This window comes from Stenotrophomonas sp. KH_036_B, assembly GCF_057839485.1.
This window is the reverse complement of sequence record NZ_CM174491.1, coordinates 1,288,102-1,305,186: the sequence shown is the minus strand read 5'-3', so window position 1 is coordinate 1,305,186 and position 17,085 is coordinate 1,288,102. Positions and strand designations below refer to the sequence as shown.

Annotated in this window: 18 protein-coding genes, 1 tRNA gene and 1 pseudogene; 12 read left to right on the top strand and 8 right to left on the bottom strand. The window is 64.0% G+C overall.

Annotated features, from left to right (window positions below):
- Positions 1-49 precede the first annotated feature (49 nt).
- Together AC3ITN_RS06060 and AC3ITN_RS06055 are read left to right on the top strand one after the other, a co-directional pair.
- Positions 50-307 carry a hypothetical protein gene (locus AC3ITN_RS06060; RefSeq protein ID WP_489392363.1) on the top strand — a complete coding sequence of 86 codons (258 nt, stop codon included), beginning with the start codon at positions 50-52 and terminating at the stop codon, positions 305-307.
- Positions 267-710, top strand: coding sequence for an XVIPCD domain-containing protein (locus tag AC3ITN_RS06055; RefSeq protein ID WP_489392362.1), 444 nt, complete (start codon positions 267-269; stop codon positions 708-710). Before AC3ITN_RS06060 ends, AC3ITN_RS06055 begins: the two co-directional genes overlap by 41 nt.
- 27 nt (positions 711-737) lie before the next feature.
- Here AC3ITN_RS06055 and AC3ITN_RS06050 read toward each other — a convergent pair whose 3' ends face one another.
- Entirely contained in the window at positions 738-1,736 is a 999-nt protein-coding gene (locus tag AC3ITN_RS06050) for a 2-hydroxyacid dehydrogenase (RefSeq protein WP_489392361.1), read from the bottom strand.
- Between the two features lie 215 nt (positions 1,737-1,951).
- Here AC3ITN_RS06050 and AC3ITN_RS06045 point away from each other — a divergent pair, with 215 nt between their 5' ends.
- From AC3ITN_RS06045 to AC3ITN_RS06025, 5 genes are all read left to right on the top strand, one after another.
- Entirely contained in the window at positions 1,952-2,758 is an 807-nt protein-coding gene (locus AC3ITN_RS06045; RefSeq protein ID WP_489392879.1) for an alpha/beta fold hydrolase, read from the top strand.
- Positions 2,755-4,068 (top strand): GGDEF domain-containing protein, encoded by a 1,314-nt coding sequence (locus AC3ITN_RS06040; protein ID WP_489392360.1) that lies wholly within the window; start codon positions 2,755-2,757, stop codon positions 4,066-4,068. The genes AC3ITN_RS06045 and AC3ITN_RS06040 overlap by 4 nt, the downstream gene beginning before the upstream one ends.
- A 388-nt stretch (positions 4,069-4,456) precedes the next feature.
- Positions 4,457-4,900: a hypothetical protein gene (locus AC3ITN_RS06035; protein WP_489392359.1), complete on the top strand. Its 444-nt coding sequence runs from the start codon at positions 4,457-4,459 to the stop codon at positions 4,898-4,900.
- Between the two features lie 246 nt (positions 4,901-5,146).
- Positions 5,147-5,665 carry a hypothetical protein gene (locus AC3ITN_RS06030; RefSeq protein ID WP_489392358.1) on the top strand — a complete coding sequence of 173 codons (519 nt, stop codon included), beginning with the start codon at positions 5,147-5,149 and terminating at the stop codon, positions 5,663-5,665.
- Positions 5,666-5,673: 8 nt separating this feature from the next.
- Positions 5,674-6,219, top strand: coding sequence for a hypothetical protein (locus tag AC3ITN_RS06025; RefSeq protein WP_489392357.1), 546 nt, complete (start codon positions 5,674-5,676; stop codon positions 6,217-6,219).
- A gap of 25 nt (positions 6,220-6,244) precedes the next feature.
- On the opposite strand, the gene AC3ITN_RS06020 is transcribed toward AC3ITN_RS06025, so the two are convergent.
- On the bottom strand, positions 6,245-6,529 hold the full coding sequence (locus AC3ITN_RS06020; RefSeq protein WP_489392356.1) for a hypothetical protein: 285 nt from the start codon (positions 6,527-6,529) through the stop codon (positions 6,245-6,247).
- Positions 6,530-6,736: 207 nt separating this feature from the next.
- On the opposite strand from AC3ITN_RS06020, the gene AC3ITN_RS06015 reads away from it, so the two are divergent.
- Positions 6,737-6,928, top strand: coding sequence for a hypothetical protein (locus AC3ITN_RS06015; RefSeq protein WP_489392355.1), 192 nt, complete (start codon positions 6,737-6,739; stop codon positions 6,926-6,928).
- A 170-nt stretch (positions 6,929-7,098) separates the two neighbouring features.
- Entirely contained in the window at positions 7,099-7,551 is a 453-nt protein-coding gene (locus tag AC3ITN_RS06010) for a hypothetical protein (protein ID WP_489392354.1), read from the top strand.
- Positions 7,552-7,663: 112 nt separating this feature from the next.
- Here AC3ITN_RS06010 and AC3ITN_RS06005 read toward each other — a convergent pair whose 3' ends face one another.
- Positions 7,664-7,804, bottom strand: coding sequence for a hypothetical protein (locus AC3ITN_RS06005; protein WP_489392353.1), 141 nt, complete (start codon positions 7,802-7,804; stop codon positions 7,664-7,666).
- Positions 7,805-8,373: 569 nt separating this feature from the next.
- Positions 8,374-9,009, bottom strand: coding sequence for a hypothetical protein (locus AC3ITN_RS06000; RefSeq protein WP_489392352.1), 636 nt, complete (start codon positions 9,007-9,009; stop codon positions 8,374-8,376).
- A gap of 493 nt (positions 9,010-9,502) precedes the next feature.
- Between AC3ITN_RS06000 and AC3ITN_RS05995 the strand changes: the two genes are divergently transcribed.
- Together AC3ITN_RS05995 and AC3ITN_RS05990 are read left to right on the top strand one after the other, a co-directional pair.
- Complete coding sequence (locus AC3ITN_RS05995) at positions 9,503-10,288, top strand: hypothetical protein (RefSeq protein ID WP_489392351.1); 786 nt, start codon at positions 9,503-9,505, stop codon at positions 10,286-10,288.
- A 267-nt stretch (positions 10,289-10,555) separates the two neighbouring features.
- A pseudogene (locus tag AC3ITN_RS05990) lies at positions 10,556-10,753 on the top strand (transposase); the annotation flags it as partial.
- Between the two features lie 62 nt (positions 10,754-10,815).
- Here AC3ITN_RS05990 and AC3ITN_RS05985 read toward each other — a convergent pair.
- A tRNA-Thr gene (locus AC3ITN_RS05985) sits at positions 10,816-10,891 on the bottom strand.
- A gap of 90 nt (positions 10,892-10,981) precedes the next feature.
- Positions 10,982-12,586, bottom strand: a complete 1,605-nt coding sequence (locus tag AC3ITN_RS05980; RefSeq protein WP_489392350.1) for a beta propeller repeat protein — start codon at positions 12,584-12,586, stop codon at positions 10,982-10,984.
- 229 nt (positions 12,587-12,815) lie between these two features.
- On the opposite strand from AC3ITN_RS05980, the gene treA reads away from it, so the two are divergent.
- Positions 12,816-14,432 (top strand): alpha,alpha-trehalase TreA, encoded by a 1,617-nt coding sequence (treA, locus tag AC3ITN_RS05975; RefSeq protein WP_489392349.1) that lies wholly within the window; start codon positions 12,816-12,818, stop codon positions 14,430-14,432.
- A 61-nt stretch (positions 14,433-14,493) separates the two neighbouring features.
- Here treA and AC3ITN_RS05970 read toward each other — a convergent pair whose 3' ends face one another.
- Positions 14,494-15,153, bottom strand: coding sequence for a lysoplasmalogenase (locus AC3ITN_RS05970; RefSeq protein WP_489392348.1), 660 nt, complete (start codon positions 15,151-15,153; stop codon positions 14,494-14,496).
- The gene (locus tag AC3ITN_RS05965; RefSeq protein ID WP_489392347.1) at positions 15,150-17,033 is read right to left on the bottom strand and encodes a M61 family metallopeptidase; all 1,884 of its coding nucleotides are present in this window, start codon (positions 17,031-17,033) and stop codon (positions 15,150-15,152) included. Before AC3ITN_RS05965 ends, AC3ITN_RS05970 begins: the two co-directional genes overlap by 4 nt.
- Positions 17,034-17,085 lie beyond the last annotated feature (52 nt).

Sequence of the window (17,085 nt, the reverse complement as noted above, 5' to 3'; positions counted from 1 at the left end):
TACAGAGAGCTACGAAGCCGACTACCAGCGGAAGCTCAGGCTGGTCATCGTGGGGGCCGAAGGCCTCCATTCCCGCGCGCAGGACGTTGGCGACAATCGCGCGACGATCGGTTGGGGCTATACCCTCAACCGCAACAACAATGTCGACATCTGGCGCGCCTCGGGCATCGAGCTTAGCGACGCGCAGTGGCAGATGCTCGCACTCATCGACGCGGCTCCGAGGGATGACAAGACCCGTCTTGGACTGGGCTTTACCCGCCAGCTCAATGAAGCTGGGTATCACGCTCGCCGATGGCCGGCGTGCTGACCTTGAAGCCCCCAGCTACATCCGTGATCCGATGTATCAGCAGATCCAGCGCGGCGTAGCGGAGCTGGATGCTCAACACGGCCGTAGTCATGACGCGACCAGTGAGCGCATGGCAACCAGCCTGCTTGCGCTTGCAAAGGAAAATGGCCTCCACTCGGTTGACCACGTCGTGCTGAGTAAACCAACGACAGATCAACCGGCCGGAGCGCACGTCTTCCTGGTGCAGGGCGAGCTATCTAGTCCAAGCCATATTCGCGCCGTGATGCCGACCGCCATTGCTGCTCAAACTCCCCTTGAGGAATCTGCCCGGCACATAGATGCTGCTGAGCAGACCGTGGTCGCAAAGCAGAATCAACAGTCGCAGATCGAACAGCAACAGTCATCGCCGCTAAGAATGGGCTGAAACACGGGGCGCGGCCCCGCCTCCGCCTCACACAACCCGGTTGGGGCAGTCCAAGCCGGCGGAGAAGTCGCGCAGGTTACCCAAAGTAATCTCCGATATCTCCTCCAGCGCTTCTGCAGTGAAGAATCCCTGGTGCCCGGTCACCAATACGTTCGGGAAGGTCATCAGGCGCTGGAACACGTCGTCGTCGATGATCTCGCCCGACAGGTCCTGGAAGAACAACGCGCTCTCCTGCTCATAGACGTCGATGGCCAGGTGGCCGAGCTGGCGTGACTTGAGCGCACGAATGACCGCGTCGGTGTCCACCAGTCCACCGCGCGAGGTGTTCACCAGCATCGCGCCCGGCTTCATCCGGTGCAGCGAGGCCGCATTGATCAGGTGGTGGGTCTGCGGGGTGAGCGGACAATGCAGCGAGACGATGTCGGAGCGGGCCAGCAGTTCGTCCAGCGACACACTGCTGCCCACGGCCTCGAATGCGGCGGACGGGTACGGGTCGAAGCCCAGCACCGTACAGCCCATTCCGTTGAAGATGCGCGCCGTCGCCAGGCCGATCTTGCCAGTGCCGACGATGCCGACCGTCCTGCCGTGCAGGGTGCGGCCCAGCAGCCCGTCGAGCATGAAGTTGCCCTCGCGCACCCGGTTGTAGGCGCGGTGAGTCTGCCGATTCAACGTCATGACCAGCGCCAGCGCATGTTCGGCCACCGCCTCGGGCGAGTACGCCGGCACGCGGGCCACGAACAGGCCGAGCTGCTGCGCGACGGCGACATCCACGTTGTTGAAGCCGGCGCAGCGCAGCAGGATCGCGCGCACGCCAAGCGCGTGGAGCGCCTGCAGCACCGGTGCATCCAGGCGGTCATTGACGAACACGCAGATGGCGTCGAAGCCCTGCGCCAGTCCGGCCGTGGAGGCATCCAGCGCCACGTCGAAGTAGGTGAACTCTCCCGCGTGGCCCCCATGGTGGCGGTCGCGGGCCTCCTCCAGGAACCGGCGGTCGTACGGGCGGGCACTGAAGACGGCGGTTTTCATGGCGGGACCTTGGGGGAAGCGTGTCGACAGTATCCCGGATCATCCCGGGCGATGATGCGATGGCGCCCAGCGCCGTTGATCCCTGTCACTGCCGGTCGCCGCCCTGACGCGCAGATTAACGGCAGGCTGCCTCACCCGACGCACAGGGCCGCCCTGTCATGGACCCCCATGCAGGCGTGCCCTAGTATCAGGGGTTGCCCGATGCCCATGACTGGATGTGCGTGAACAGCTTTGAGAGATTCAACGGCCGCCGCAGCGGCACGGGCAAGCAGGCCGCCATTCTTTCCCATGGTTTCGGCACCGACCAGACCGCCTGGAGCGCCCTGCGCCCGTGGTTCGAGGCCCGCTACGACGTGATCTCGTTCGACCTGGCCGGCTGCGGGCCCGGCGGCGCCGATACCTACGATTTCGACCGTCATGGCTCGCTGTTCGGCTATGCCGATGACCTGCTCGACATCATGGACGACCTGGCGCTGCGCGACTGCATCTACGTCAGCCACTCCATGAGCGGCATGATCGGGGCGGTGGCCGCCGTTGCCCGTCCCGAGCTGTTCGAGCGCCTGGTGACCCTCGGCGCGTCGCCGCGCTACCTGGACGATGACGGATACACCGGCGGGTTCAAGCCGCAGGACCTGGAGAACCTGTTCGACAGCATGAGCGCCAACTACCAGGCGTTCGTGGCAGGTTTCGCACCGGCGGTTGTGGGCGTGGACAACAGCCAGGTGGTTGCCGATTTCTCGCGCACGCTGTTCCAGATGCGCCCGGACATCGCGCTGAACACCTCGCGGACGATCTTCAATTCCGATGTCCGTGACCTGGCCTGCCAGCTGTCCCGCCCCGTGCACCTGATCCAGACCGCGGTGGACATGGCGGTGCCCGTGCAGGTCGGTGAGTGGCTGCAACGGGCCATCCCCGGTGCCACGCTGGACGTCATCGACGCCGAGGGTCACCTGCCGCACATGACCGCCGCCGATGAAGTGCAGCGCATCCTTGAGCAGCACCTTGGCGGAGCGACCCGGTGAGCACCGTCGACAACGACGCGCTGGGCGGGCTGTGCCAGTTCGTCCGCAGCGCCTCGGGCGCGGACCTGGTCATGGCGGTGGAGATCGATGCCGACGGTCGCGCGGGCTGGGCCACATCGTCCCCGAGCCTGCAGGTTGCCGGCTTCAACCTGCTGCGCAGCGGCCTGTTCGAGCGCGACTGGAACGGCGAGCCGGCAGACGCCAGCCAGTTCAGGCTGCCTACCGTGCTGCTGCATGCCTTGAAGGGTGCACCGACGCACCTGCTGTTCGTCCCCGCCCCGTCGTTCGGCGCGCCACTGAGCGGGCTGCTGCTGCTCTGGAAGCACGCGCCGGCAGGCGGGCAGCTGACGGGGCAGCTACCGCTGCTGGCCAGCAGCGTGACCCGCCTGCTGTCCGCCCGGCGAGAGAAAGCACGGGAACTGACGGTGCACAATCAGTTCATCGACCTGGTGGAAAGCGTGCCGGCCGGGATCGTCCTGATGGAAGGCGACGGCGTGGGTGCAGTGATCAACGAGCGTGCCGCCGACCTCCTGGGTTGCCAGCCCGGCAACCACCGCGCGCATGACCTTGCCGAACCCATGCGCATCCTGCGGCGGCGCTGCGACAACCATGCAGAACTGGAACAGGCTTACGCCGCGCAGGTGGGCAATGTCAGTTTCGCGTCGACGTTGAACTGGGCGCTCGGCGAACGCACCCTCGAGGTCGATACGCATCCGGTGCGTGGCAACGGCGAATTCGGCCGTATCTGGCTGTTCACCGACGTCACCGCCGAACTGCTGATGGCCGCCGAACTGCGCCGCCTGGCCGCGTCGGACCCGCTGACTGGCATGCCCAATCGTCGCCACTTTGAAGAACGCTCGGCGCAGATCATCGCGGCCCGCGAAGCCACCGGCCATTCGGTGGCCGTGCTCATGCTGGACGTGGACCACTTCAAGAAGATCAACGACAGCCACGGCCACCCGGCCGGCGATGAGGTCCTCAAGGTCGTCGCCAAGCGCTGCCGCGAGGCGCTGCGCGACCGCGACCTGTTCGCGCGCTTCGGCGGCGAAGAATTTGTTGCGCTGCTGGCGGCCCCTGCCCCGGAAGACGCCCCGGCGGCGGCCGAGAGGATGCGCACTGCGGTGGCGGCGACGCCGATCATGGTGGGCGATGCTCGCATCAACGTGACGGTGAGCATTGGCGCCGCCTTGGGCGAAGCGGTGGCGGGCCGTGACCAGGCCCTCCTGGACGACCTGATCGCGCGCGCCGATGAAGCGCTTTACCGGGCCAAGGCAGAGGGGCGCAACCGGGTGTGCATGGCGGCGGCCTGAGGCAAGTGCGGGCAAGTCCGAGGTCTGGAATTCAACGCCCGGATGCGAGAGCAGGAAGCCGCGTATCGCATCACGCGCGATGTTCTGCCACTCGCCCACTTCGAAGTACACAGCGCGCTCAGACACCCGCAGGAAGGAGGCTCCAGACATCGCTGCCTACATGATGGTCGCAGCGGACTCCTCCAACCCAGCTACGCATATCCCCGCAGGCCATTGGGAAAGATGCCCGTGGATGTTTGTGTCGAATATTCCGGTCACTCTTACCCGGCGGGCGCGAGGCTCGTAGAACGGCGATAGACCCTGGAGCCATAGCCCGGTGTCCGGCCGGGAAGCGCAATCTGGTTCCGGGTACAACCCACTCATCTCGAAACCCCCGCAGTAGTATCCGATGACGGAAATCAGCTTTCCGTCGTACAGGGAAGGCTCCGCTACCGCAGCAGCTACTCCCACCACCTGCGCCGAAGTCACTGACATCGAGCAAGCTGCGGAGTTCAAGTCCATCTCGACCTCAACGAACTCGCGATCAGCGCGCGAGCAACTGGTTGTGCCAATCAACGCAACCATCATGAAGAACGCTCTGGATACTTCAGACAATCCGTCTTTCATGGCCCGCATCCCTCGGTTGTTCGACCCATTATGCCCATCGGGACGGCAACCGAGCTTGGGAAATGCCGGGGCACCTAAGGAAGTCGTGCAACAGGTAGCCGGACACGAACAGGAGGGCGTCACCATGAACAGCTACGCTCGCGTGCTGAGTCTGAAGCTGTGCCGCGTGGCGGTCGAAGGTTTGAGCTTCGGGGAGCTGGATTCTTTCGTCTGTCGCGGCCCGTGATACTCCTCCCCTGCACACTTGCCCCATGAACACCGACGACACCGCCAAAAGCGGCACCACCGCCGCCCGGGGCCGCGCTGAGCGCCCCGGCATGTTTGCCCATTTATCGCTAGGGCCTGACCCACGGTCACCGGAGGAGCAGCTAGAGGCCGAGCGGAAGGAGCGCGCTAGGAGGACCGACAGGCGGCCGAAGGACTGGTGGTTGAAGTCGAGGCAGGCGTAATCTGTAGGCACTCAAGGGGCACGATGAACATGAAGGCACGGCTAAAGGAACCGACAGACCTACAGGTAGTTACGGAGTTGCTGCGCGCTGCCAGAGCGGCGGATGCAAAGCACGGGAAAGGCTCAATCGGCGACGACGTCTATATTGACCCGAAGGACTTCACGCGGATCGCTGAGACCCTTCGTATCCGCCCCAAAGACCTGACCGCGCGACTTGAGTATCACTTGAACACCGTCTATTGCACCAAGCACGGTGGCAAAGGCCATCTGACACGCCACACAGCGTTAGACGGCCTGCATGTGAATCTCGCGCGAGCAGCGGCTCTGTACGCAAACCTTCAGGCCGAAGACACGCGGCAGAGCTGGACGCAGAGGATCGCATTTGCAGCGCTCTGGGTCTCTCTCCTGTCGCTGGTCTTCAGCGTATTAAAGCCGTCAGACCTCGTGCGCGCAGAAGGCGCCCAGGCAGCACTGCAGCAGTCTGCGGCAGTGAACCCTACAGCGTCCCCAAAGGTATCGTCCCAACCCCCTGCGAAGCCCTGAGACCGACAATGGCGCGCCCGAAGAAGACCCTCGAACAGATCGCCGAGGAGGAAGAGCGCACCTCCTCCCTTGGCCTGCTGCGCTACGCTCACGAGTACCAACGCGCCGCCGATATGGTGAAGCGGCAGGACGACCGGTCCGTGGTGCCGTACTTGCTCATAGCCCATTCCCTTGAGCTGGCTTTGAAGGCGTTTCTAAGGAGCCGTGGGGCCACATTGGATGCCCTGTTGAACATTCGCCACAACCTCCCGCGCATCCATGAAGAAGCGATGGGAAAGCGCCTTGACCGCCTCTGGCCGAACGCGGCGGCCCTGCTGCCGATACTGGAGCTACTGGAGGCTGCGAACCATCGGCAAGCCCTGCGGTACATCGTCAACGGCACGAAGACTTACCCGGACTGGGATGTGGTCAACCTTTATGCACAGGGGATGATCGCGGCTCTCACTGAGCATTGCCTGCGCGACAAGTTCGGAGGCAAGGCCGGTGCGGCAGAGGTCAAAAGGAACCGAGGGCCAGGTAACGTGTTCCCGAAGCCGGTGCTGAGGAAGGCTTGAACGTCTGACACGAGGTCCAGCGAGGTTACCTCACCTCCTGGATCAGACGCTTGATGAAGACCGCGTTCTCGATGGCCTTGTCTTCGTTGGCCGAGACAATCTTGATGCGCTCATTCGGATTCCTGTAGAGCCGCCAAAGTGCGTACGCACAGGTGATCCAGGTCTTCGCTGCACCACGCCACGCCTGGATCATTCGGCGGCGCGGTCCGGTCGCCACGTGCTGGGCGATGGCGTACTGGCGCTTGGTCGGCGGCGGCAGCTTCAGGTGCTTCCACAGGACTAACAGGAAGACGCGGAAGTCGTCGTGCATCCGACGCTCGGTCTCACAGGTCACCCATTCTGGATAGGATGTAGATGCTTTCACGGATATGTATGCCCGCAGTGGCCCCTAGGCGCTGCCAGGAGGCACGCGCAGGAGGCAGGTGGCACGGATGATTAGCGGGAAGCCCCCAAGCCGCCCCAGAGGGGCGCTGGAGCGCGCCTCAGGCTAGACTTCGCGCACTACCCAGGAGTGGATATGAAGTACGAATTGATTGGGCTGATAGCCCTGGCTGCGGCAGGCAGCGCGCATGCGGATTCACTGGTTTGCGACGGCATCTACTACGGGGATGGCGAACCGGCGCGCGCGACCTATACGGTGTTCTTGGATCGGGAACACATGACCGCTCGCTCACCATCTGACATCGGGTGGGTCGAGGGTCCGGTCTAAGAACAGCCCGACCGTTACACGGGTGAACTCAAGGCGAAGTCAGGCGAGACTAGGGACATCACGCTAGACCGCTTTTCCGGCGATATGCGACTAGCGGACACGGTGCGGACCCAGTTCATCTTCATCGGGACGTGCCGCAAGGCAGAACCACGCTTTTAACTGGAGGAATCATGGCCGTCTCGGACATTCAGAAGCTGCTGATTCAACAGCACGCCGACGCAGGGCTGAAGTACAACTATTTTCTGCTGACCGCGAGTGGCGCTGGCATCGGCTTCGCTGTTCAGAAGCTGGAGGGCCAGTCGTTCGATCTGGCGGGAACGCTACTCCTTCAAGGCGCTGCACTGTGGCTACTCTCTTTTCTGCTTGGCTGCCTCGCTTTGAGAGCTGAGCTGCAGATGAAGAAGTTCAACGTGTATCTGACTCAGCTTCAAGACGGAAACCATCCCCTCCAACCCGACACCGCAGAGGAATTCCAGTTCGGCGCGGCGCTGACAAATCAGTGGTATCACAATGCTGAGAGGGGAGCGCTGGCCTACTCCAGGTGGCAATTCATCCTGGTCGTCCTGGGTGCACTGTTCGTCATCGCGTCCAGGGTCGTCGAGATGATCACGTCTAACGTGTAGGCCCTAGTGGGGTACGCCGGTAACGACGTCCTCGGGACCGAAGTCCGGGAGGTGTGCGGCCATGGCGTCGTGCGCCTTCTGGGCGCGGACAGGCGACTCGATGCCGTTGTCCTTAAGAATCTTGATGGCCTGCCCGATCAATGCCCGGGGGCACAGGCTCCTGGCGTTCGCGGTAGCCTTTAATCTCGTCCTGGATCACTTGGAATGCCAGGGCATGCAACTCCTCGGCTGATTCTTCACTTGCGCGACTCATCACGCACCTCCTTAAGCTGCTCTTGGAACACTGCGAGGTTCTTATTGGTCTCCGTGAGCTGCTTGCTCAGCGAGTCGATCTTCTGGAGGGTCGTCTCGTGGCGCGCAAAGCTGCGCGTCCTGGAGTGCGTTCGAGGTCTTGCCTTCGACGAGTGCGGAGGTTGCCCAGACGGCAGCGGCCGTAGCAACGCCGATGATGACCTTCTGTGCCACTGCGGTCATCGTCGGGCACTTCCCAGCCGGGTACACCCACACCGATCAACTCGGGCTGTGTCGTGATGCGCACCTGTAGGTCATCCGCAAGTGCGCAGAGGGCGGACAGAATGCTGCTCCCTGCCGCTGAGCCGGGTCGGAATGAACTGACGTGATAGAGCTGAACTAGGTCCGTGTCGATCCCTTCATTCCAAGCGCACCCAACGAGGCCCAAGGGGACACCTTCATGACTCTGGAAGACGAGCGGATACATCTTGCGAAAGAGCTTTTGCATGCCGACGCACAACGGCACACGGCCCGAGTGGACCGCATATAGCTGCGCGCAGAAGGTCTCGGCTGGGTTCATGGCGTTTCCCTTCACTTCAACTTAAACATGCGATCCACCCTATCCCCCAACGCATCAAACATATCGCGCGCGGGGAGCAGTTCCTGCGGGACGGGCTTGCGTCGCCGCCACACGGTGACCTCACGCCCCGGGCGGAGGGCCATATGGGAAAAGGCTGGTCCCAATCCCACACTAGACACGGCCACATAGAACATCATGTTCGGCAATTGAATCGCGTAGACTGGATGCCCTCCAATATCCAGAGGATGGGGTGTCGCAAGGAATCCCGCTAAGTCGCTGCGGGTCAGGATAATGGCAACCTCGCGGCCACTATGGATAGTCGCCCGCCCGCCCTGAAGTGCCGTCAGCGCCTCCGCTGCTATCTCTGGCACCTCGACGGACTTTACCTCCCAACGATCACTGAAGTGGGCGCGCAGCAGGGTGTTCATTGCAAAAGTGTGTAGCCGCTCGGGATCAGCGTCGAAGGTCGGCAAGCTCGCGGCCTTCCATCGCATGGCTGGGAGCGTCAGCGCCAGCGCCCGCCGCCTGAACATAATGGCGTAGTTATTTGCGGGGCCAAATAGGCGCTCGCACTCCAGGCACGCCAAGTGTTCATCGAACAGCCCGGCGGTCGCGAAAGACGCGCGCGGGCCGTTTGTCGTGGACATGGATATCAGCTTGCGCTCTTCCCCTGCGGCCTCCTTTGAGAGAGCGTCAGGGTAGATATGGCAGCGGATTAGCCTCGCAGCATGCCGGTTGCAGATTTTGCAGAGTGGCATTTCCCCTCCCCTATTAACCCGCCGGAGAGTCGCAGGCGACCCAATGCTAGCAGCAAGCCCCTAAGAAGAGCCACGAAGCGGCCAGCGCAGCCCGAGGACTGACCACGAGCGACCATTGGCTCCTCCCGCCTACCCCTGATATTGTTCGCCAGGAGCACGTAGCAACGGCCACAAAGGATTCTCATGGACACGGAAGGCATTGGCACTAACGCAACGTTGATACCGGGAGTAGTCGCGCCAGTGCTTAGCGATAGCCTGCCGACATGTGCGCCTCGCAGGGGCGTGGGATCATCCGCCGTCCAATTCAAACTTGGGTGACGCCATGCGCTTCAATCAAATACAGATCTTGGACACCATCCCTCGTGGGGAACGGAACACTGCGATGCGGCTCTACGATGACCTCTTGATTCGCGCGAGCGTTTTTGCGCCGACTCCGGAGGTTTTATATCAACGAGTTGAAAGCAGTCGCGAGGCGTTGGAGTTCCTACAAACCATGGCGCAACGAGTTGTTGAAACTGGCAACGTCCCGGTTTTGCATCTTGAGTGCCACGCTGGTGACGAAGGAATTAGATTTGCTGACGATACCACCTGCACGTGGCTTGAGCTAAAGCCCTACTTGACGGACCTGAATCTAGCGACTGCAATGAACCTACTGGTGGTCATGGCGTCCTGTGATGGGCACGCGATCACTCACACTGTGCAACCGGTTGACAAAGCCCCCCTGTTCGCCCTCATCGGATCAACCTGCGAACTTTTTCCTCATGAAATAGAGTGCGGCTACCTAGCCTTTTACAGCACGCTATTCCAGACGCGGAGGGCCTCTCTGGCATTCAATGCACTCTGCGAAACTCGACCCGATACGTACGTCTACCGAAGCGCAGAGACCATTTTTCAGGTCGTATGGGACTACACCCAACAGACGCAAGAAACGGAGAATGGGCGTCGTTTGCGGGGTGAGGAGTTCGTGAGAAAGTATCGCGATCACATCGGACCCGATGTCACTGCTGAAGTGGTAGCCGGCCTCTATCGCGAACAGAACCGATACTTCTTCGACCTGTTCAGACGTGAGTTCTTCCTGATGGACCGATACCCAGATCACGAACAGAGATTTACCGTGGTCTATAGGCCACCCGAGGATTACGAGGCAGCTGCACCAACTGGTGAGTGACGTTGCAATAGCCAACCACCACTGTCCCGATGCGATGGCCAAGTGAACCTGCCCCGCTGAAACGGACACCTCCACCGCCAAGCGCTGCTGGCAGTTGTCGAACAGCACGTTCAGGCGGTCTACACTGCTAGGCACCGCCTTGTTCCTGCCGGGCTGGAAGTCGCCGAAGTCGGCGAGCTCTTCGGGGTGCTCACACACCGGTAATCTCCCGCAGGTTAGCGGCAGCCAAAAGTGGGATTTTCTCGTAACGTAACCCGAGGAGATCCCATGAAGAAGTCACGCTTCACCCACAGCCAGATCATCACAGTGCTCAACCAGGCTGAGGACGGCACGCCTGTGCCCGACCTGTTTCGCCAGCACGACAGTTCAGCGACGCTCTGCAAGTGGCGCAGCAAGTTTGTCGGCATGGATGCGTCCATGGTGTCCCAGCACAAGGAGCTGCAGGACGAGAACCGACGGCTAAAGAAGATGTATGCCGAAGGCCCCAAACAAAAAGCCCCGACCAAGGCCGGGGCTTCTGCTGAAACTGGTGCCGGAAATAGGAATCGAACCTACGACCTACGCATTACGAATGCGCCGCTCTACCAACTGAGCTATTCCGGCTGAGCAGGCAATTCTAAAGGGGCGACCGCCGGGGGTCAATCCGCCTTGGCGGAAGCGCCCCCGGGCCGGCTGAACGGGTGCCCGGCCCACTCACTGCGCCGAGAATTCGACCTTCCAGGCACCGTCGCGCAACGCGAAGATGCTGGAATCCGTCGCCAGGCACAGCACGGGCGCCTGGGCGCTCACGCGAAGGGGCCTGCAGTTGAAGGGCGCCTCGCCGGTCATGTCCCAGTCGTTCTTCTGCGCCGAGTAGGCGTACAGCTCCCACACGCCACCCCACGTATTGACGTTCCAGCGGGTCGCCCAGCCCGCGGTGGCGGTGTCCATCTGCAGGTCCTGGATGATGTAGGGCGGGCGGCCGATCTGCTGCCAGGTGTCCCCGTGGTTCGTCGAGTAGTAGACCTTCGAGAACGCACCTTGGCTCCAGAGCGCCGCGACCACACCGGTGGACGGGTTGACGCGAAGCGAGGACGTCCGCTCCCGGGGGGCGATCGCCTTCCACTGGCCGTTGGCCAGATCCAGTCGCTGCGGCGTGTTGCCGGCCAGCAGGTAGTAGCGGTTGTCCACCAGCTGCCCCTGCGCGCCCACCCAACCCCACATGTCCTTGCCCTCCAGCGGCAACTCGCGGGAAAGCGCGAGATCACTGAGGTCATCCCGCTGCGCGACATACACTCGCAGGCGCACCGCCTTGGCCGGCGGCTGCAGTCTGGCCACCGGCGGGATGCGACCCGCCTCGAAGGGATCGGCGTTCTCTGAAGTGGTCACGACCCAGTGGGTGCCCGCGTGGTCGATGTCCACGACCGAACGCATGCTGCCCAGCGATGCGAGCGGAGTCCAGGTGTTGCCGCCATCGCGGGTCTCGCGGATGTGCCCGTCATCGCTTCCCGTGACCAGGCGTCCGTCGTGCGCTTCCACCGACATGATCCTGCGCAGGGTGTCCATGCCGACGTTGCTCCACTGGCCGTCTGGCGTGCGCCTGCGCAACTGTCCGAAGTCGGCCGGGAAGTACATCGTGCCATCGGCGAGCAGGGCCGGTTCATCCTGCACGGGAAGCGTGACCGTGCGGACCAGACGGAGAAACGCGTCCGGATCCTTGGCCGATGTCAGCGCCTCGATCGTGGAGGGCTTGTTGACTTTGCGGTCATAGGCGATCAGCAGGTCGCCGATCAGTCCCAGACCGGTGTTCGTCATGCCTGGGTCCATGGCCGGCGACAGGGACAGGCGTGCGGGACGAAGCGGCGCGGGGTCGGTCAACAGCGAGGCAAAGGGTTGCGTCGCCGCTGCCACCGCGCCCGTATGCTCCGCATGGGTGATGGGCAGCACCACGGTTTTGTAGCCACCCACATTGACGGCCACGTAGTCACCCAGGTCGGTGACCCGACCGGGCTTGATCTCGAACGTCGGGCCATCCTTCCATTTCAGAAGGCCCCACCCGGCAATGCGATAACTGCCGGCCGGCAACCACATGCCCAGCGCCTGCATGCTGGCAACCGCCGGCACCGGCGCCGCCATGTCGATGCGGATCTCACGCTTGCTGCCCACCGGACTGACGACGAGCACATCGCGCCCGCCCTTGGAAAACGACGCATACGCATACCCGTGGGTCACTACCAGCTTGGCAGGCTCCTGGGGGGCACTCACGGCAATACCCGGCACTGCCAACAGCAGAGCCACAACGAACAGCACGCTGCGCATACGATCTCTCCCTGAAATCCGGTCACACCGACCGGCAGGCTCCAACGATCCTGAAATGAGCGACATCCTTGAAGGTGCGCCGCTCCCCAGCGGCGTGACCCATGGGAATGTTAGCGGGTTCGGCAGGCAGCGGGAAGATTGCCCGCGGTTGCGCAACGTGGCTGCAGGACCCACCTGCCGTTGACGTCATCGCCCGTAGAGTGCCCGGACAGTCATCTGGAGGCACCGCATGCTCCCCTCTGCCCGCCTGCCCGGCCTGCTGCTGGCCACCCTGCTGTTCACCGGCACCGCTGCGGCCGAGGGCCCTTCGCAGATACCGCCAGACCAGCAGTGGCAACCCCTCTTCCAGCAGGTGCAGCGCGCGCACCTGTTCAAGGACCAGAAGACCTTCGCCGATGCGGTGCCCGGGCGGGACGTCAGCGCGCTGATGGCCGAATGGCAGCGCGCGCAGACCCAGCCGGGGTACGCGTTACCGGCCTTTGTCGCAGAGCACTTCACGGTGCCCGCTGATGCAGCGGCCTATGTCCCGCCGGCAGGCGAAACCCTGCGCGCGCATATCGACGGGCTGTGGCCGGTGCTCACGCGCAGCACCGACACGGTTGACCCGCGCGGCTCGCTGCTGCCCCTGCCCAAGCCCTACGTGGTCCCCGGCGGTCGCTTCCGCGAGGTGTACTACTGGGACAGCTACTTCACGATGCTGGGCCTGGCATCGAGCGGGCGCTGGCAGCAGGTGCGCGACATGCTGGACAACTTCGCCTGGCAGCTGGACCAGTACGGGCACATTCCCAACGGCAACCGCAGCTACTACCTCAGCCGCTCGCAGCCACCGTTCTTCAGCCTGATGGTGAACCTGCTGGCCACGCATGAAGGGGATGATGCCTACCGCCGCTACCTGCCGCAGCTGCGCACCGAACATGCGTTCTGGATGCGCGGTGCCGAAGGGCTTGCGCCGGGCGCGGCCAGCGAACGGGTGGTGCGGATGAATGACGGCAGCCTGCTCAACCGTTACTGGGATGCGCGGGCGGTGCCGCGTACCGAGTCGTGGACGGACGATCTGGCCACGGCCGCGACGGTGCCCGACCGTGCGCCCTCGCGGGTGTACCGCGACCTGCGCGCCGGTGCCGAATCCGGCTGGGATTTCAGCTCGCGCTGGCTGGTCCATCCGGCCGAGCTGGGCAGCATCCACACCACGGAGATCGTGCCGGTGGATCTGAACAGCCTGCTGTTCCATCTGGAAACCACGCTGGCCCGCGCCAGCCGTGTGTCCGGCGACCGTATGGCGGCACGGGCGTTCGCGCGACAGGCCGAGCGCCGCAAGGCGGCGATCAATGCACTGCTCTGGGATGAGCGCCAAGGCTGGTATGCCGACCGCGACCTGGAACGCGGCACGCCCCGCCCTGCCCTCACCGCCGCGGCGTTGTTCCCGCTGTGGCTGGAGGTGGCCAGCCCTGCACAGGCACGCCGCACCGCGGACGCGGTGGAAGTCCAGTTGCTGCGCGAAGGCGGGCTGCTCACGACCACGGAGAACACCGGACAGCAGTGGGATGCGCCCAACGGCTGGGCGCCGCTGCAATGGGCTGCGGTGGACGGGCTGCAGCACTACGGGCAGGACGCGCTGGCGCGGAAGATCGGGGTGCGGTTCCTGCGTACGGTGCAGACCGTCTACGACCGTGACGGGAAGCTGGTGGAGAAGTATGTGGTGGATGGCTCGGCCGGCGGGGGTGGCGGTGGCGAGTACCCGTTGCAGGATGGATTCGGGTGGAGCAATGGGGTGGCGTTGGCGCTGTTGGATCGGTTGTGTGGTGAGGGGAAGCGGTGTGAAAACGCGGGTGATGTCGGGCAGTGAGCGAGAGAGCCGGCCAGAGCCACGCCACCGGTGCCCGATGCCGCGAGATGCGCGCGAACGGTTAGCGGACCGAGCGGGCGATGCAGTACTGCGCTGCGTAGTAGGTGCCCAGCACGCAGAGGGAGGCGACTGGCAGGCCGCCACCGAAGCGGTCCCAGGCCAGTACCGAATCGCTGATGACGAACAGCACCGCACCTGCCGCCGCCCAGCGGGCGGTGGTGTGTGCGGATGGCGCTGGCGACACGCGTGACCACGCGCGGGCCAGCGCGAGCGTCGCCATCAATGCGAGCACGACCACGTAAACCACCACCGGAACGCGCAGCTCACCCGGCAACAGCGGCCACAACCCGGCCAGGTTGATGCCGGCGAACAGGGCGAGCAATGCTGCGGCCAGCAGCAGCCCACGCCCCGCCCCGAAGCCGGCGCGGAAGGCCACGATGTAGCACACGTGCGCCAGCAGGAAGGCCACCAGGCCCGGCACGAAGGCGTCGAACGGCAGCATCAGTGCGATGTCGCCCACACACGAGAACCCCATGCCGAGCAGGATCGCGCGGCGGTAGCCGGGTGTTGCGGGCGATGCGCGCCAGACGATGGCGGCGATCAACAGCGTGGCCAGCGGCTTGGCGATGTAGTGCAGCCAGCGGCCATCGCCGTCCAGCGACGCGCCGACGATGGCGGCCACCGCCGCCAGCACGATCGGCACGTCGCGGCGCAGGGTCATCGCGCTTTCCACAACTCGGCCAGGCGGTCGGGCTTGCCGGCGATGCGCTGCAGCGACGGGTACTGCAGGCCACCGTGGTAGTTCAAGGTGACCGTATCGATGTGGTCGAAGTTGCGCACCAGCAGGGTGATCGGCGCCTTGTCGGTCTTGGCCGCTGTCACGGCCTCCTTCAGGTCTTCGCCCTTGAACACACGGCCGTTGAGCGCCAGCACGCTCATGCCCGGTGCGAGGCCGGCGTTGAACGCAGCGCTGTCCCAGAGCACGTCGGTGATGGCGCCGCCTTCGGTGACCGCCACGCCCAGCGAGTACAGCAGGTTGGTGTTCTTGGCGCGGGTTTCCTGCGCTTTGAACGCGTCGTTCGGGGTGTCGGTGTAGACCAGTGTCCAACCGGCTGCTTCCAGCCCGCCAGTGAGTGGACCGTGGCCATCCAGGCGCTCGCGCAGGAAGCTCGCCCAGTCGTACGGCGCGATGCCGTTCAACGTGCCGACCACCTCATCGAACGCATAGGGATTCACGTTCCAGTCGCCGTCGTGCATGCCGAAGAAGGCCTTGGCGAAATCGTCCAGGCTGCGCTTGTTGCCGGTCAAGGCGCGCAGCTTGCCCTCCACCTCCAGCCACACCATCTGGCCGCCGGAGTAGTAGTCCTCGCTCATCTGATAGTTGCGGTAGGCGAGCGCGCGGCGCTGGGCGATGGTGGGGTCGTTGGTGGTGTCCTGGAGCGTGCGCCAGGCCAGGCCGGGGCGGCCGCGGTCATAACTGGCGGCAACATTGGCCAGCATGTCGCGGGTCTGGTCGTTGCTCCACAACCCCGAACGCGCGGCGAGCACGTGGCCCCAGAACTGGGTCTGGCCTTCATACACCCACAGCAGGCTGTCGCCCATCGGCACGTTGAAGTTGGCGGTGGTCAGGTCCGCGCCGCGGCGGTACTTGCCGTTCCAGGAGTGGTTGAATTCGTGCGGCAGCAGGTCGCGACCCAGCCAGGTCTTGTCCCACTCGGTGAAGTAGCCGGTGTCGCCGCTGTTCTCGCTGGAGCGCTGGTGCTCCAGGCCGATGCCACCGAGTTTGCCGGTCAGCGCGAGCAGGAACTCGTACCTGTCGAAGTGGCGGGCACCGTAGAGCTTGTACATCTGCTGCACGAGTGCACGGTGCGCCTGCACCTGCTCCGGCTTGGTGACCAGCGACTTTGCATCGTCGGCGAAGACGTTCAGATGCACCGGCACCTTCGCGCCGGGATCGAGGTCGAACTGCTGGTAGTGGCGGCCGGCGAACAGTGGCGAGTCCACCAGGTGGTCGTAGCTGATCGGCTTGAACACCACGGTATCGCCGTCGCGGCGCTCGGTATCCAGGGCGGTGGCGTACGACCATCCGGCAGGCAGGGTCACGCTGGCCTGCGTCTGGATGTTGCGGGTGATCACGCCGGCCGGATACAGCGAGTTGGCGTTCCACTGCAGGTTGAGCATTTCCGGGGTCATCACCACCCGGCCCTGCCCTGCGCCCTGCGAGGAAAGGAACTTGAACTCGGCGACGACCTCGCTGGCGCCCTGCGGGACGTCCACGGTGAAGGCGTAGACGTTGTACGGATCGCGGGTCCATGCCAGCGGTTTGCCGTTGGCACTGACCACCAGGCCGGCAAGCTTGTCGATGGGGCCGCTGGGGGAATGCGCACCGGGCAGCCACTGCGGGTACAGCAGGGTCAGCGGGCCGGGTTTGGCCGGGACGGTGGCCTTGACCTTGAAGATGCGGTGGCCGATGTCGCGTGCATCCACGTCGATGCGCAGCAGGCCCGGGAAGGCCACATCCTGCGGCGGCGGTGTCTGCGCCTGCACGCCCGAGGTGGTGGCGGCGAGAAGCACGGAGAGGATGGCGGCACGCAGTTTCATCAGGGGCGGATTCCAGCACACGAAAGATTCGATGCTAGTCCTCGGTGATGCA

Coding starts and splice junctions, on each gene's coding strand:
- AC3ITN_RS06055 (WP_489392362.1), top strand. CDS start 267: ATGAAGCTGGGTATCACGCTCGCCGATGGCCGGCGTGCTGACCTTGAA.
- AC3ITN_RS06050 (WP_489392361.1), bottom strand. CDS start 1,736: ATGAAAACCGCCGTCTTCAGTGCCCGCCCGTACGACCGCCGGTTCCTG.
- AC3ITN_RS06045 (WP_489392879.1), top strand. CDS start 1,952: ATGTGCGTGAACAGCTTTGAGAGATTCAACGGCCGCCGCAGCGGCACG.
- AC3ITN_RS06035 (WP_489392359.1), top strand. CDS start 4,457: ATGACGGAAATCAGCTTTCCGTCGTACAGGGAAGGCTCCGCTACCGCA.
- AC3ITN_RS06030 (WP_489392358.1), top strand. CDS start 5,147: ATGAACATGAAGGCACGGCTAAAGGAACCGACAGACCTACAGGTAGTT.
- AC3ITN_RS06025 (WP_489392357.1), top strand. CDS start 5,674: ATGGCGCGCCCGAAGAAGACCCTCGAACAGATCGCCGAGGAGGAAGAG.
- AC3ITN_RS06020 (WP_489392356.1), bottom strand. CDS start 6,529: ATGCACGACGACTTCCGCGTCTTCCTGTTAGTCCTGTGGAAGCACCTG.
- AC3ITN_RS06015 (WP_489392355.1), top strand. CDS start 6,737: ATGAAGTACGAATTGATTGGGCTGATAGCCCTGGCTGCGGCAGGCAGC.
- AC3ITN_RS06010 (WP_489392354.1), top strand. CDS start 7,099: ATGGCCGTCTCGGACATTCAGAAGCTGCTGATTCAACAGCACGCCGAC.
- AC3ITN_RS06005 (WP_489392353.1), bottom strand. CDS start 7,804: ATGAGTCGCGCAAGTGAAGAATCAGCCGAGGAGTTGCATGCCCTGGCA.
- AC3ITN_RS06000 (WP_489392352.1), bottom strand. CDS start 9,009: ATGTCCACGACAAACGGCCCGCGCGCGTCTTTCGCGACCGCCGGGCTG.
- AC3ITN_RS05995 (WP_489392351.1), top strand. CDS start 9,503: ATGCGGCTCTACGATGACCTCTTGATTCGCGCGAGCGTTTTTGCGCCG.
- AC3ITN_RS05980 (WP_489392350.1), bottom strand. CDS start 12,586: ATGCGCAGCGTGCTGTTCGTTGTGGCTCTGCTGTTGGCAGTGCCGGGT.
- treA (WP_489392349.1), top strand. CDS start 12,816: ATGCTCCCCTCTGCCCGCCTGCCCGGCCTGCTGCTGGCCACCCTGCTG.
- AC3ITN_RS05970 (WP_489392348.1), bottom strand. CDS start 15,153: ATGACCCTGCGCCGCGACGTGCCGATCGTGCTGGCGGCGGTGGCCGCC.
- AC3ITN_RS05965 (WP_489392347.1), bottom strand. CDS start 17,033: ATGAAACTGCGTGCCGCCATCCTCTCCGTGCTTCTCGCCGCCACCACC.